The sequence below is a fragment of the Alloyangia pacifica genome (genome assembly GCF_900116195.1).
Classification (GTDB): domain Bacteria; phylum Pseudomonadota; class Alphaproteobacteria; order Rhodobacterales; family Rhodobacteraceae; genus Salipiger; species Salipiger pacificus.
The window spans coordinates 230,414-245,483 of record NZ_FOZW01000008.1; the positions used below are offsets into that span (position 1 = coordinate 230,414).

13 protein-coding genes are annotated in these 15,070 nt (G+C 68.1%); 7 read left to right on the top strand and 6 right to left on the bottom strand.

Annotated elements, in window-relative coordinates; all coding sequences use genetic code 11:
• Positions 1–286 precede the first annotated feature (286 nt).
• Together BM397_RS17845 and BM397_RS17850 are read right to left on the bottom strand one after the other, a co-directional pair.
• Positions 287–1,549, bottom strand: coding sequence for a hypothetical protein (locus tag BM397_RS17845; protein ID WP_092427391.1), 1,263 nt, complete (start codon positions 1,547–1,549; stop codon positions 287–289).
• Between the two features lie 237 nt (positions 1,550–1,786).
• Entirely contained in the window at positions 1,787–2,593 is an 807-nt protein-coding gene (locus BM397_RS17850; protein WP_092427393.1) for a helix-turn-helix domain-containing protein, read from the bottom strand.
• 114 nt (positions 2,594–2,707) lie between these two features.
• On the opposite strand from BM397_RS17850, the gene BM397_RS17855 reads away from it, so the two are divergent.
• The 7 genes from BM397_RS17855 (at position 2,708) to BM397_RS17885 (ending at position 11,411) form a co-directional block, all read left to right on the top strand.
• Positions 2,708–4,714, top strand: coding sequence for a CocE/NonD family hydrolase (locus tag BM397_RS17855; protein WP_092427395.1), 2,007 nt, complete (start codon positions 2,708–2,710; stop codon positions 4,712–4,714).
• A 146-nt stretch (positions 4,715–4,860) separates the two neighbouring features.
• On the top strand, positions 4,861–6,453 hold the full coding sequence (locus tag BM397_RS17860; RefSeq protein ID WP_092427397.1) for an ABC transporter substrate-binding protein: 1,593 nt from the start codon (positions 4,861–4,863) through the stop codon (positions 6,451–6,453).
• Positions 6,454–6,473: 20 nt separating this feature from the next.
• Entirely contained in the window at positions 6,474–7,412 is a 939-nt protein-coding gene (locus tag BM397_RS17865) for an ABC transporter permease (protein WP_092427399.1), read from the top strand.
• Between the two features lies 1 nt (position 7,413).
• Positions 7,414–8,292, top strand: a complete 879-nt coding sequence (locus BM397_RS17870; protein ID WP_092427401.1) for an ABC transporter permease — start codon at positions 7,414–7,416, stop codon at positions 8,290–8,292.
• Positions 8,292–9,320, top strand: coding sequence for an ABC transporter ATP-binding protein (locus BM397_RS17875; RefSeq protein WP_092427403.1), 1,029 nt, complete (start codon positions 8,292–8,294; stop codon positions 9,318–9,320). Before BM397_RS17870 ends, BM397_RS17875 begins: the two co-directional genes overlap by 1 nt.
• Positions 9,317–10,276: an ABC transporter ATP-binding protein gene (locus BM397_RS17880; RefSeq protein WP_092427405.1), complete on the top strand. Its 960-nt coding sequence runs from the start codon at positions 9,317–9,319 to the stop codon at positions 10,274–10,276. The genes BM397_RS17875 and BM397_RS17880 overlap by 4 nt, the downstream gene beginning before the upstream one ends.
• Before the next feature lie 304 nt (positions 10,277–10,580).
• Entirely contained in the window at positions 10,581–11,411 is an 831-nt protein-coding gene (locus tag BM397_RS17885) for an inositol monophosphatase family protein (protein WP_092427503.1), read from the top strand.
• Here BM397_RS17885 and BM397_RS17890 read toward each other — a convergent pair.
• From BM397_RS17890 to BM397_RS17905, 4 genes are read right to left on the bottom strand one after another with little or no spacing between them, the layout of a single operon-like run.
• Positions 11,408–12,256, bottom strand: coding sequence for a glycerophosphodiester phosphodiesterase (locus tag BM397_RS17890; RefSeq protein WP_245696141.1), 849 nt, complete (start codon positions 12,254–12,256; stop codon positions 11,408–11,410). The two genes, BM397_RS17885 and BM397_RS17890, sit on opposite strands and share 4 nt — an antisense overlap.
• A complete protein-coding gene (locus tag BM397_RS17895; RefSeq protein ID WP_092427407.1) occupies positions 12,249–13,310 on the bottom strand; it encodes an ABC transporter ATP-binding protein in 1,062 nt (353 codons plus the stop codon). Before BM397_RS17895 ends, BM397_RS17890 begins: the two co-directional genes overlap by 8 nt.
• Positions 13,311–13,320: 10 nt before the next feature.
• Positions 13,321–14,175 carry an ABC transporter permease gene (locus BM397_RS17900; RefSeq protein ID WP_092427409.1) on the bottom strand — a complete coding sequence of 285 codons (855 nt, stop codon included), beginning with the start codon at positions 14,173–14,175 and terminating at the stop codon, positions 13,321–13,323.
• Positions 14,172–15,065 carry an ABC transporter permease gene (locus tag BM397_RS17905; protein WP_092427411.1) on the bottom strand — a complete coding sequence of 298 codons (894 nt, stop codon included), beginning with the start codon at positions 15,063–15,065 and terminating at the stop codon, positions 14,172–14,174. The genes BM397_RS17900 and BM397_RS17905 overlap by 4 nt, the downstream gene beginning before the upstream one ends.
• Between the last annotated feature and the right edge of the window lie 5 nt (positions 15,066–15,070).

The following is a 15,070-nucleotide window of genomic DNA, read 5'->3' on the forward strand; positions in this document are numbered from 1 at the left end:
TTGGCAACTCGCATTCGACGGCGACGTGCAGGAAGTCGTCCCGACAGAGCTGGTCCGGGTCCATCTTAATCATCTCGGAGCGTGATTGGCGGCAAGGCGCCACGAACCTCGCCCTCTGCGCTGCACCGCAACGCGCGCCGACGAAACCTGCCCTGATGCGCGGCCCGGAGGGCGCGGGCGTGGTGCCGTCTTCACCCGAGGACGAGGTACTTTGCGGCCCGCTGCGCGACGCGGCCGGGAGCTATCCCGGCCACGATATGGGTTCACCCGGCAGAGCGGGGCCGATTCAGAGCGAAGCGGCTTGCTCCTCGACCACGGCTTCGCCCTCAGCGGCATCTTCTTCGCCGTCCTCTTCAGCGTCGTCCGTGCCGTCGGCGAGATCGTCCTCCTCGAAGGTCTCGTCGCTGACTTCGGCCTCGCGGGCGGCCTGTTCCTCGAGCGCGGCCGCCACGGCCTCGGGGTCGGGGTTGGCAGCGCGGATAGCCTCGAGGAGTGCGGCGGCCTCCTCTTCGGAAAGCGCGCCCCTGGCACTGTCGAGAAGCGCAGCCTCGGCCTCGGCGACCGACTGCTCGGCGATGGCGAAGTCCTGCTCGGACGGCGCGCCGCCATCGATCACCGCCTGCGCCTCGGCGAGCTGCTCCTCGGTCGGCTGGACCTGGCCCTCGATCTGCGCCTGCGCCTCGGTGGTGTCGGGGTAGTCGAGCACCTCCTGCGCCGCGGCCTTGGCCTCTTCGGTGGCCTCGGGGTCGTCCAGCACGGCCTGCGCCGCCAGAACCTCGTCCTCGGTCGGCTTGTTCTCGACGAGCGAGAAGGCCTCGGCCAGAGCCAGCGTCTCCTCGGCGGCGACAACGGCGTCTGCGTAGGCGGCGCGGGCAGTTGCGGCGTCGCTCGCGAGGTAGTCGGCCACGGCCAGCGCCGCGGCGAGGCTCACCGGCCCCTTGCCGGTCGCGTAATTGCCGTTGGCGATATGCGCCTCTTTGGCGCGCGGGCTCGAATGCAGCGCGCCGTTCAGCTTGCCCAGGGCGCTGGCGTGGAGGGTATCCTTGACCTTGCCGGGGCGCGATGCGGGAGGCCGCACCGAGACCTCGGGTGCCTTCTGCTTAGGGCTGACCGATACGGTGCGGGTTGCGGCCGTTGCCTTGGCCTTGCGCGTTTCCTTGGGCTTTTCAGCGCCGCCGAACAGGCCTCCGATCCCGGACTTCAGGCTGCGGCCGAGGCTGGTGAAATCCTCTTGAATGGCGCGACCGAGGGCCTTGCCCCCCTTGTTTCCCTGGCTGGAGTTTCCGCCACTGCTGCGGGCCGAGGCGGATTTGCCGCCGCCCTTGCCCGAGTTGCCGCGGTCACTGTCGGACTTGCCGGAGTTCCCGCCCCCTTTGCCTCCACCGTTGCCGCCGCCGTTACCACCACCTTTGCCGCCACCATTGCCGTTGCCACCGGCCTTGTCGCTCTTGGCGTAGGCTTGGTCTGCGGTCACAACCGTCACGATCGGCGCGACGACAAACGTGGACAGCGCCAGGGCCGAGACACCAATTCTCAGAAACGTCAGCATTTTTTATCTCCCTTCGGTCGCCGCCGTGGGGGCAGCTGCCTATTTCTTCACCGTCGTTTGATCAGGGCTTCGGGGCAGAAGTAGGGCGCGTGGAGGGGGTTCGAGCAGCGCGGCGGGCGCATTCCTGCCCAATACGTGCAGAGCTCTGTCGCAATCAGTTTCTGCCGAGACACCTGTCGAACTTGCGGCACCGGCGCTCGGTATCCCTTCACCGCGACCGGGCGGCGCGATCCGGCGTCAGAGCTGTTCGACCTCGAAGGTCCAGGCGCCCGGCGCCATATCATTGCGCACGAGCTGCACGATCCGCGGATCGAGCGCCTCCGGCGGAAACAGACCGCATTGCGCCATCGCCCTCCGGGCATCGACATTCTGTCCCAGGTAGTCGAGCACCACCCGCGAGGCGGCCGGCTTGCGTCCGCGTTTCAGGGGGCCGCCGGTCTGGATGCCCAGCAGGTAGTCGATCCCGGCGCTATAGGAGGGGTAGAGGATCATCTGGGTGATCGAGGAGGACAGCATAGCTTCGTTTTCCACGACATTGATGCGCTCCCCGAGAAAGAACACCATGCCCTCGTACTTGAAGACGTCCTGCGCGCCGCCCTGTACCGAGACCTCGCGCTCGATGTTCTTCCACAGGTAGTAGCCGTCCTTGCGGGTGATCTGCGCGTAGGAGCGCATGATCCGCCCGGGATTGCTGTAGGAATGGAAGTAGCGGAAATAGCCGCCGCAGTAACGGTCGAGCGGCTCGGAAAACTGGTTGAGCCGTTTCAGCGTCGGGCCGAGCGGTGTGGCTTCGACCTCGCCGCCAGGGCGTCGGCGCAGTGCGATCAGCTCGGTGAAACGCGCCGGTTCCATCAGCAGCTCCGCCTCGGTCACCCCGAAGAAGTCGCAGATCTTGCGCATGTTGTGCCGCGACGGGCGGACGGTGCCGGAGAGGTACTTGTTGAACTGCTGGCGGTTGATTCCAATCCGCCGGCAGACATGCGCGATGGAGGGGAAGAGCGTGCAGGCGAAGGCGAGGTTGGCGGAAACCGGGTCAACAGTCATGACCTGAAGCTACCTGACGCACTTTGGAAGTCAACCTGCGCCATACCGCGAAATTGTGACGCTGTCCTGCGCATGTCACGATCTGCTCCAGTGATACGAAAAGGACGCCGCCGCATGGACCAGCTCAGCCCGCTTCACGAGGTCATCGAGGAACGCCACGTCGAGATCCCGCTGCCCGACGGCTGCATCCTCGCGGCGCGCATCTGGCGCCCGGCGGACGGTGCGCCGGTGCCGGCGATCTTCGAGTACCTGCCCTATCGCAAGGGCGACGGCACGCTGGCCCGCGATGCGGTGCGGGCCCCCTATATAGCGGCGCGCGGCTATGCCTACGTGCGCGTTGACCTGCGCGGCACCGGCGAGTCCGAGGGCCTGATGGTCGACGAGTACACCGCGCAGGAACTGCAGGACGGGTGTGACGTGATCGCCTGGATCGCGGCGCAGGACTGGTGCGACGGCGGCGTCGGCATGGTCGGCATCTCCTGGGGCGGTTTCAACGGCCTGCAGGTTGCCGCGCTGCGGCCGCCCGCCCTTAAAGCCGTGGTTTCGATCGCCTCGACCGACGATCGCTACGCCGACGACGTGCACTACATGGGCGGCACGATGGTGGTGGATCAGATCTCCTGGGCCTCGCACATGTTCGCCATCAACACCCTGCCGCCGGACCCCGATCTGGTTGGCGAGAAGTGGCGCGAGATGTGGATGCAGCGGCTTACCGGCTCGGGCCTGTGGTTGAAGAATTGGGCCGAGCATCAGCGCCGCGACGACTTTTGGAAGCACGGCTCGGTCTGCGAGGACATCAGCCGCATCGAGGTGCCGGTCTACGCCGTGTCGGGTTGGGCCGACGGCTACTGCCGCACGGTCTTTCGCCTGATGGAGAGCCTGCAGGGACCGAAGAAGGGCCTCGTCGGCCCATGGTCGCACAAATATCCGCACATCGGCGTGCCGGGGCCGGCGATCGACTGGAACGGCGAGGAGCTGCGCTGGTGGGATCAGTGGCTGAAGCGGATCGAGACCGGCATCATGGACGAGCCGCAGCTGCGCCTCTACATGCAGGACCACGCCGAGCCCGCCAGTTTCTACGCCCATCGCGACGGCCGCTGGGTGGAAGAGCCGAGCTGGCCCTCGCCGAATGTGGTGCGCACCGGGCTCACGCTTGGCGCGGACGGCTCGCTGGGGCGGGATGACGCGCCGGCCGGCTTCCGCGAGATCCGCTCGCCGCTCGGCACCGGCATCGCGGGGGGAAAGTGGTGCTCCTACGCCAAGCCCGGCGACCAGCCGGTCGACCAGCGCCGCGACGACGCCGGCAGCCTGGTCTTCGAGACGACGCCGCTGGAGCGCCCGCTGGAGATCGCCGGAGACACCAAGCTGGAGCTGACCTTCACCGTCGACCAGCCGGTCGCGCAGGTGGCGGCGCGACTCGTCGACGTGGCGCCGGATGGTGCGGCGACACGGGTCAGCTACGGGCTGCTCAACCTCACGCATCGGGACAGCCACGAGACGCCCGAGGCGCTGGTGCCCGGCGAGGTCTACACCGCCACCGTGCCGTTCAAGCATGTGGCGCAGACCTTCCGCGCCGGCCACTGCCTGCGGCTGGCGATCTCGACCAGCTATTTCCCGATCGCCTGGCCGGCACCCGAGGCGGCGACGCTGCGCGTCGACACCGCGGCGAGCCGGCTGGTCCTGCCGCTGCGCGCCGCGACCGACGACCCGGAGCCGCGCGATCTGGGCACGCCGAAGGGCGCCGCGCCGATGGAAAAGGACGTGCTGGCACCCGGCCGTTCCGACTGGGTGGTCAGCGAGAATCTGGCCACGGGCGAGACCGAGGTGCGGATCACCGACGACAGCGGCCGCATCCGCATCGCCGACAATGGGCTGACCACCGGGGCCTGCGGCGTCGAGACCTATTCGTTCAGCGGCACCGACTGGCGCTCGTTCAAGGGGCATGTTGTCTGGGATCTCGACATGTCGCGGGGTGACTGGCGGATGTCGAGCCGCACCGAGACCGAGATGACCGCAACAGCCACGCATTTCGTCATCAAGGCGAGGCTCGTCGCCAAGGAAGGCGAGGCCGTCGCCCATGCGCAGGATTGGGTCTGCGAAATCCCGCGTGACCTCGCGTGACCGGGACCCCGGCGCTGCAGCGCGTGCCGGGGCATGAAATACTGATCCGGAAATCCCGGCAGGCGGGTGGGGGCGCTGCAAGGGCAATGTCCCCGCCAGACACAACCAACGAAGGCCGAAACGGCCAGCTCACAGGGAGTATCAGAATGACCGAACAGACCATTGCCGCAAACCCGGGCATCGGCCGCCGTGCCTTCCTGCGCGGTGCCACCGCCACCGGGCTCGCCGCCGCCACCCTGCCGCTTGGCTCGCGCATCTGGGCGCAGTCGGGCAAGGTGCTGCGCGTCAGCTCCTATGCTGATATCGACGCGCTCGATCCGGGCTTCTACCAGAACGGCTACAACGTCGACGTGATGAACTGCATCTACTCCAAGCTGGTGCGCTACGTGCCCGGCCGCGAGTGGGACTGGGAACTCGAGGCCGCCGAGGAGATCGAGCAGGTCGACGACACCCACATCCGCTTCAAGCTCAGGCCCGGCATCATGTTCACCGGCGGCTACGGCGAGATGACCGCCGAGGACGTGAAGTTCTCCTTCGAGCGGGTGCTCGAGCACGACAGCCCGGTGAAGAGCGACTGGGGCCCGCTGGACCACGTCGAGGTGACCGGCACCTACGAGGGCACCATCGTCCTGAAGGAACCGTTCCAGCCGCTGTGGAGCATAACGCTGCCCTATGGCACCGGTCATATCGTCTCGAAGAAGGCGGTGATGGAAGCCACCGAGAGCGGCGGCAATTTCGGCATGGAGCCGCCCGCCTACTCCGGCCCCTACATCCTGAAGGAATGGAAGCCGAACCAATACGTGCATCTGGTGCGCAACCCCGAGTGGACCGGCGAGGCGCCGGGTTTCGACGAGATCCGCATCTTGCCGATGGATGACACCAAGACCGCCGAGCGCGCCTATGAGGCCGGTGATCTCGACTACACCGAGATCACCCTGTCGTCGCTGGCGCAGTACCGCGGCAACGTGCCCGCCGAGACGGTGATCGAGGAGTATCCCTCGCTCTACTACGTCTGGCTGGGCATGAACCTCGACAACCCGGCGCTCGGCGACGAGAACCTGCGCAAGGCGATCCAGTATGCGATCAACGCCGAGCAGATCATCGACGCCGCCTATTTCGGCGAAGCCGCGCCGGCCACCGGGCTGATCGCGCCGGGCCTGCCAGGCCACCGCGAGACGCCGTCGGTGCCGGTCGCGGGGGACCTCGACAAGGCGCGCGAATACCTCGAGGCCGCCGGCGGTCCGCCGTCCGAGCCGCTGACCATCGACGCGCTCAACGCCACGGTCTGGAAGACCATGGCCGAGGTGATCCAGGCGCAGCTGGCGCAGATCGGCATCCAGACGCAGATCAACGTGCAGGACTCCGGCTCGTTCTGGACGCTGGGCATGGAAAGCGAGGGCGCGCGTTGGAAGGACATGCAACTGGTGCTCAACCGCTTCTCGATGCTGCCCGACCCCTACTACGCCACAAGCTGGTTCGTCACCGACCAGGTGGGCGTGTGGAACTGGGAGCGCTTCTCGAGCGAAGAGTTCGACGCGCTGCACCAGCAGGCGCTGAGCGAGGCCGACGCCGAGGCACGCGCCGAGATGTACCGCAAGATGCAGGAGCTGATGGAGGCCAGCGGCGCCTACAAGTTCATCACCCATGAAGGCACGCCGGTGATGTACCGCGAGGGGCTGGAGCCGGCACTGCGCCCGGACGGCCGCCCGCTGTTCATCGACTTCAAGGGCGACGTGTAAGAGAAGGGAGACCGCGACCCGTGATATTCTACGCAACTCAAAGGTTCGTCCTTTCGGTCGTGATCGTCATGGTCGCGGTCTCCATCCTGACCCTGATGCTGCACGTGGTGCCGGGCGATCCCGCGGTGATGATCCTCGGCCCGCGCGCCACGCCCGAGCTGATCGAGCAAACCCGCGTCGCCATGGGACTCGACCAGCCGCTGCCGGTGCAGATCGTCACCTTCTTCGGCAACATCCTGCGCGGCGATCTGGGGCAGGACGTGTTCACCGGTCGTGCGGTGTCGCAGATCGTCTTCGAGCAGCTGCCCTACACGCTGATCCTGATCACCGTCTCGATCCTCTGGGCGGCGGTGCTGGGCATCGCGCTGGGGTGCTACTCGGCGCTGCGGCGCAACACCTGGCTCGACACGCTGACCGGGGTGATCTCGGTCGGCACCATCTCGATCCCGGCCTTCGTGATGGCGCTCTACTCGGTGCTGGTCTTCGCGGTCTGGCTGCGCTGGCTGCCCGCCATCGGCGCCGGCGAGGGGTTCTGGGACGGGGTCACGCACCTGATCCTGCCGTCCTTCGCCATCGGCGTGTCCTGGGTCGGCTACGTGGCGCGGATCGTGCGTGCCTCGATGCTCGAGGTGATGGGCCAGCCGCATGTGCGCATGGCCCGCGCCTACGGGCTGCCCGACGGCTGGATCACCCGCTCGCACATCCTCAAGATCGCGGTGCAGCCGGCGGTGACGCTGATCGGCACCGGCGTGGCGCATCTCTTCTCGGCGGCGGTCTTCGTCGAGGTGATCTTCGCCCGCCCCGGCATCGGCGCGCTGATCGTGCAGGCGGTGAACGAGCGCAACTACCCCATCGTGCTGGGCGCGGTGCTGGTGACCACCGGCATCATCGTGCTGGCCACGCTGATCTCGGACTTGGTGATCGCCTGGATTGATCCGCGCCAGCGAGAGGAACTGTAATATGACCGACGCGACCCAGAGCCCGCTGCCCGAACCCGGCCTGCTGGCGCGCAGCCTGAGCGTGCTTTCGGGCAACCGTACCGGGGTGATCGGCTTCGTGCTGGTGGCGCTGATCGTCGGCTCGGCGATCCTTGCGCCGTGGATCGTGCCTTACGATCCCACCGCCATCATGACCGGTCCGCGCATGGCGCCGCCCTCGGCCGAGCATTGGCTCGGTACCGACAACATCGGCCGCGACATCTTCAGCCGGGTGATCGCCGGCGGGCGTATCGCCATGCTGGTCGCCGCCGCCTCGCTCACCGCGGCGCTGAGCGCCGGGCTGCTGCTGGGGCTGATCGCTGGGCTGGGGCCGCGCTGGCTCGACAACCTGCTGCTGCTGGTCTTCGACGCGCTGCGCTCGTTCCCGACCATCGTCTTCGGCCTTGCCGTGGTGACGATCATCGGCCCGAGCCTGTTCACCGTGATGCTGGTGGTGGCGATCACCTCGGTGCCGATCTATGCCCGCATCGTGCGCACCCAGACGCTGGCATTGAAGAACGCCGAGTTCATCCTCGCCGAGCGCGCCATGGGTGTCGGCCTGCCGCGGCTACTTTTCGTGCACGTGCTGCCGAACGTGCTGGGCCCGCTGCTGATCCTCGCCTCGATGGACGTGCCGCTGGTCATCGCCACCGAGGCGGGGCTGAGCTTCCTCGGCATGGGGGTGCGCCCGCCGACCCCATCCTGGGGGGTGATCCTCAACGATGGCTACAACTTCATCCGCAACTCGCCCTGGCCGGTGATCGGTGGTTCGATCCCGATCATCCTGGTCACCCTGGGCTTCACCTTCATGGGCGAGGCGCTGCGCGACATCTTCGATCCCAAGCTGAGAAAGGCCGGCTGATGGCATCCGCCGCTGTATCACATCGGACCGCAGAGGCTCCGCAGACCGCCGATCCGCTGGTTTCGGTCGAGGGGCTTTCGGTGGATTTCGCCACGCCCCGCGGCACCATCCACGCCCTGCGCGACATCTCTCTCGAGGTGCCGAAGGGCAAGGTACTCGGCCTCGTCGGCGAGAGCGGCTGCGGCAAGTCCACGCTGGCCTATTCGATGATCGGACTGCTGGCGGAGAACGCCAGGGTCGCCGGGGGTGCCATCCGCATGGGCGGGCAGGACCTGGCGCATCTTAAGCCGAAAGCCTGGCGTGATCTGCGCGGCACGCGCATCGCCATGATCTTCCAGGACCCGATGACCTCGCTCAACCCGGTGACCACCATCGGCAAGCAGATGATCGACATCCAGTACCGCGAGCCGATCAGCCGCTCGGAAAAGCGCGCGCGGGCGATCGAGTTCCTCGAACAGGTCCAGCTGCCTGACGCCGCCGCCAAGCTTGACGTCTACCCGCACCAGCTCTCGGGCGGCATGCGCCAGCGGGTGTGCATCGCCATGGCGCTGCTGACCCGGCCAGACCTGCTGATCGCCGACGAGCCGACCACGGCGCTCGACGCCACGCTGGAGTTGCAGATCGTCACCCTGCTGCGCGAGTTGCAGGAGACGTTCGGCTGCTCGGTTCTGTTCGTCTCGCATCACCTCGGCACGGTCGCCGAGCTCTGCGACGAGGTGGCGGTGATGTATGCCGGCGAAGTCGTGGAGCGCGGCCATGTGCGCGAGGTGTTCCACGCGCCGCGGCATCCCTACACGCAGGCGTTGTTCGACTGCGACCCGGCGCGCATCCGGCAGGCCACCAGGCAGCTTCCGACCATCCCCGGAACGCTGCCCGACCTGCGTCAACCGCCCGCCGGCTGCGCCTTCCGGGCCCGCTGCAGCAAGGCCTTCGGGCGCTGCGCCGCCGAGCACCCGCCGCTCCATGCCGCCGGGCCCGGGCAGGTGGCGCGCTGTCACCTCAACGATCCGGCGGAGGATGTGGCATGAGCCTTCTGGAAGTCACCGACCTGCGCATCCGCTATGCCCGGCAGGGCCGACTGAAGGCCGCTCTGCGCCGCGAGAGTCACGACTTCGAGGCGGTCTGCGGGGTTTCGTTCACGCTCGAACCGGGCCAGACGCTTGGGCTGGTGGGCGAAAGTGGCTCGGGCAAGTCGACCATCGCCCGCACGCTGATCGGGCTGAAGAAATCCTCGGGCGGGTCGATCCGCTTCGACGGGGCCGAGATCTCGCAGGCCTCGGGCCGCGACTGGGCCCGGCTGCGGCGCGAGATGTCGATGATGTGGCAGGACCCGGTGGGCTCTCTGTCGCCGCGGCTCACGGTGAAGTCGCTGGTCACCGAGCCGCTGCGGATCAACGGGCTGCCGGCGGGCCGGACCGAGGCCGAGCGGCTGCTGGGGCTGGTCGGCCTGCCGGCGGAGTTCGCCACGCGCTACCCGCACCAGCTCTCGGGCGGGCAGGCCCGGCGTGTCGGTGTGGCGCGGGCGCTGGCGCTCGATCCCAAGCTGCTGATCGCCGACGAGCCCACCGCCGGGCTCGACATGTCCGTGCAGGGCGAGGTGCTCAACCTGCTGGCCGAGGTGCAGGCCCGCAGCGGCGTGGCGATCGTGATCATCACCCACAACCTCAACCTCGTGCGCCACGTGACCGACCAGATGGCGATCATGTACCTGGGGCGCTTCGTCGAGCAGGGGCCGACCGAACAGGTCTTCGCCCATCCGCGACACCCCTATACGAAGGCGTTGCTGGCGGCGAACCCGGAGCCCGATCCGGAGGCACGGCACGAGCGCGTGGCGCTTTCGGGTGAGGTGCCGAGCCCGGTGAACCGGCCCTCGGGCTGCGACTTCCACCCGCGCTGTCCCTGGGCCCGCGAGGCATGTGCGGCAAAGGAGCCGGGCTGGACGGAAGAGAGCGGGCGCGGGCACAGGTGCCTGTTTCCGCTGTGAGCAGGCGATTTCGCGGCTTTTAGATGATGGACGCCTGCCCGCCGCCACCCGGACCGGGTGACCCGGGCGCGGGCCGGCGCATTTTTGGGTCCGGAGGATGCTTTGCGGGGAAGCGCGCTCGAGGGCTCTTTCCCCCGTGCCGGCCATTTTGCGGAAGGCCTTGCCGCGAAGCGGACGTCAGGCATCACAGCTGCGCGACGCCGCCGGCCAACTCCAGGTCTCTGGTCATGAAAGCTTCACTTGTCTCGCGGTGCTGATGGTCGCATCGCAGGGCGGACAGACACGCCTTTCGAAAGAGACCTCCATGCCTTCCCTGACCCTGCAGACCGCCCTTCCACAAACCGCTTCCGAGGAGCTGCGCGCCATGGCGCGGGCGGCGCTGGCCGGGGGCGAGGTGGCCCGGCTGACCCTGCGCCGCCGCGACGCCGGCGAAATGGTGTTCAAGGGACGCCACGACTACCAGACTCAGGGCGATCTGCAGACCGAAGCGACCATTGTCGCGGCACTGAAAGCCTCTTTTCCCGGCTGCGGCATCATGGGCGAGGAGCAGGTTGGCGACCGCGCTGCGGAAGAGGACCGGCCGACCTTCGTGATCGATCCCATCGACGGCACCACCAACTACGCCTGGGGAATCCCGCATTTCGGCGTGGTCATCACCCGGCTCGAACGCGGCGAGGTGGTGGCCGGGATCACCTATGATCCGATGATGGGCGAGATGTTCTGCGCCGAGATCGGACAGGGGGCCTGGCTCAATGGCGTCCGCCTGGATGCGACCGGTACGGCAGATGTCGAGAATTCGGTGATCGGGGCGGGGCTCCCCATTCGCGGGCAGGTGCGGAGCGTGTCCGAAGACAGCTATCACGCCGCGCTGCGCCGGGCGATGGACAGCACCTCGGGTGTCCGGCGGCTCGGCAGCTCGGCGCTGTCGATCGCCTATGTGGCCGCGGGGCGGCTCGACGGGTTCTTCGAGGACATGCTGTCGCTGGTCGATTACGGCGCCTCGGTGCTGATCCTGCGCGAGGCGGGCGGCGTGGTCACCGGCTTCGACGGCGGAGACATCCGCAGCCCCGGCGCCATCCTCGCGGGCAGCGCCGGGATGCATCCCTGGCTTCTGGAAGGCTTCGCCGCGGGCTAGGCCAGCGCGGCGAAAAGCCTCTCGGGGTCGTCCGTGGTGATCTGATCGACCCCGAGCGCCATGAGCCGGCGGCACAGGTCGACGGTTCCGGGGGCGAGCCCTTGCACCGTATAGGCGTCGACCCGGCGACCCGCGGCATGGAAGGCGGCGATCATGTCGAAGTCGCGGCCCAAGGCGTCCAGGATCAGGCGGATGTCGAGGTAGATCATCCGGGCGGTCCCGGCCTCGACGAGGGCATGCGCGACGAACCCTCTGTCGTCACCCGAGACCTCGAGTGCCTCGCGGGCGCCGAAATGGCAGGGGTCGTGGCCGGTCTGCATCTGAGGCAGTGCCTCGGCCAGACGGCGGACCGCCAGCGCATCGCCCCCCGAGAGGATCATGTGCCGCTGCACCGGGGCCACGTCCCGGGCGAAGGCGGCGATGTCGGCCCCGGTCAGCGTGCTGCTGTCTTCCTTGAGGTCGAGCTGCAGCAGGGCGCCGTTACCGATGGGGGCGGCGGCGAGATCGCGGCAGAGGTCGCCCAACAGCGCCGCGCGAACATCGGTCGCCGCGCCGGCGTTGTCCCGCAGATGAAGCCCGCGCAGCGCCTCGGCCGAGGCTAGCGCCACCGGCCCGCTGCCGGTGGTCGCGTCATCGAGCGTCTCGTCGTGCAGCACCGCGAAGCCGCCGCCGGCGTGGCGGCGCAGGTCGACCTCGACCGAGGCGCCAAGGCGCATGCCCTCGCGGATCCGTCGCGGGTCGAACTCGAAGTCGGCGAGGCGGCGGCGGCCCCGGTGCCACTTCAGCCAGGTGCGGCCTGCGGCGTGTACGATCACCGTGGGGGCCGGCGTCATCAGTTCAGACATGCACAGCCACCCGCCGCTCGACCGTCACCTCGGCCAGTTTCGCATCGCCCCGGAACAGCGCCACGTGACCTGCCTCGAGCGCGACCTCCTGACCGGGCTCGTAGCGGGCGCTCGGCGGGCACATGGCCTTGAGACGGCCGCCGTCAGGCAAATCGACATCGACCAGCAGGTGCGTTCCGTAGTCGGTGACCCGGTGCACCCGCGCGCCGGTGCCGCGGGCGGGCAGGAGGGTCAGCGCCTCGGGGCGGATCGCCAGTTCCACCGGCCCGTCGGGCACGGTGGCGCGGACGGCGAAGAGCGGGTGATCCGAGACGCCGCCGCGCATGTCGCAGGGCAGGAAGTTCATCGAGCCGATGAACCCCGCGACGAAGCGGGTCTGCGGCGCGCGGTACATGCGGTCGGGGCTGGCCACCTGCTCGATCTCACCGCCGCGCAACACCACGATGCGATCGGCCAGCGCCAGCGCCTCGTCCTGCCCGTGGGTGACGAAGAGCGTGGTGATGCCGAGCCGCCGCTGGATGTCGCGCAGCTCTTCGCGCAGGCGCTCGCGCAGGTGCTGGTCAAGGCTGGCGAAGGGCTCGTCGAGCAGCAGGATCTTCGGCTCGAGCACCAGCGCGCGGGCGATGGCGACGCGCTGCTGTTGGCCGCCCGAGAGCTGCCAGACCCGGCGCTCGCCGTAGCCCTCGAGCCCGACCAGCGCGAGCGCCTCGCCCACCTTTTCGCGGATCTGCGTCTTGGGAAGGCCGCGCAGCTTCAGGCCGAAGGCGACGTTGCCCGCCACCGACATGTGCGACCAGAGCGCGTGGCTCTGGAACACCATGCCCGTTGGGCGCTTCTCGGGCGGAACGCGGGTCACGTCCTCGCCGTCGATAAGTATGGCGCCGCGGTTCGGCGTCTCGAAGCCTCCGACCATGCGGAGCACGGTGGATTTGCCCGAGCCCGACGGCCCGAGCAGGCAGACCAGCTCGCCGTCGGCGACGTCGAGCGACAGGTCGCGGATCACGTCGGTCGCGTCGAAGGACTTGCCGAGGTTCTTGAGTGTCAGTTGTGCCATTGCAGTCTCCTCAGACGCCGAAGCCCTTGGCAAAGGATCCCGAGCCGACGAGGCGGCGGGTGAACATCAGCGCGATGAAGCTCGGCACCCACAGCAGGACCGAAAGAACCGCGCCGTATTGCACGACGATCTGGTTGTTGATGTAGGTGATCATCAGCACCGGCATGGTGCGGATCTCGGGCGCGCCGATCAGCCAGGCGCCCTCGGTTTCGTAGAAAGTGCCGACGAAGCTCAGCAGCACGGCGGCAAAGATGGTGGGGGCGGCCTGCGGCAGGCTCACCGACCAGAACACCCGGATCGGGCCCGCGCCGGCGTCGCGCGCGGCCTCTTCCATGGCGCGGTCGACGTTCTGGAAGGCGGCGACGGGGATCCAGATCATCATCATCAGCGTCCCCACGAGCTGGATCAGCACCACACCCCAGAAGGTCGAGATCAGCCCGAGGTTCAGGAAGATCCCAGCGATCGCCACCAGCAGGCCGAACTTGGGGAAGGCGTGCGAGGCGAGGAACGACAGGAAGAGCAGGTTGCGTCCCGGGAAATCCATCCGCGCGAAGGCATAGGCCGCCGGAAGGCAGATCAGCGCCGATAGCAGGGTGACGGTGACCGAAAGGCGCAGCGACAGCGACATGGCGGCCCAGACGTCGGGGCGGGCCAGCGTCGCCTGCCAGAAGCGGAAGCCAAATTCCTGCGGCAGGAGGCTGGGGTAGCGCCAGACCTCGGCAAAGGCCCAGATCGCCACCACCAGCAGCGGGATCACCACGACGATGCCGAGCGCCAGCGCCAGCGCGAGCCCCAGCCAGTCGGGCCGTTTGGTGCGGTGGACGGGCACCTCGGCGGAAAGGGTCGAAGGGTCGATGGCGGTCATCGGCGGGCCTCGCGATTCTTGGCGATGGAGCGCACGTAGAAGGCGCCGAAGACGGCGCAGATGGCGAAGGTGATCACCGCCTGCGTGACCGCCATGCGCGGGTCCATCACCTGCGAGAAGGTGCGCTGCATGAAGGGGCCCATCATCTCGGGCGAAGCGGGGCCGAGCACGTAGGGCAGAGTGAAGGCCGAGAAGATGCTGAGCACGGTGAACGACAGCACCACCAGCATGGCGTTGCCGATCTGCGGAAGGATGATGTGGCGCAGAAGGGCGATCGGTCGGGCGCCGGCATCGCGGGCCGCCTCGACGGCGTTGTCCGAAACGGCACCGAGGCCCGCGACCAGCATCAGCGTGGTCAGCGGGATATTGTCCCAGACCAGGCCGATGATCGGGCCCCATGGGGTGAGATAGGGCGAGTTGATCTTCGGCAGGCCGAGCGCGTTCAGCACCAGATCGACACCGCCATTCGGCCCGATGGTGCGGATCAGCGCATAGGCGAGGATCACCGAGGGGACGAACATCGGGAACAGCGCCAGCCCCTGCACCACGCCCGCGACGCGGCTCTTGGCAAAGCGCAGGTAGAGCGCGAGCGGCAGACAGATCGCCAGCAACAGGGCAGCGCAGACCGCGGTGACCCAGAGCGTCAGCCACAGGTTCGCCAGCGCATAGCCGTCGGAGAAGAAGCGCCCGTAGGTGTCGAGGCTGAACGCCGTGCCGGTTTGGGTGGGGGCAAAGAGAGTGCGGGCGATGGCGTTGAAGATCGGGTAGATGATCAGCCAGCCAAGCAGGGCGACCGGCGCGGAAACGAGAAGGAGGCCCGTGAGCCCCCTTCCGTTGCTGTGTGCCGTGCCGCCCGCCCGGCCTGTGCCGGAGGACGAGAGGTCGGTCATCGCGA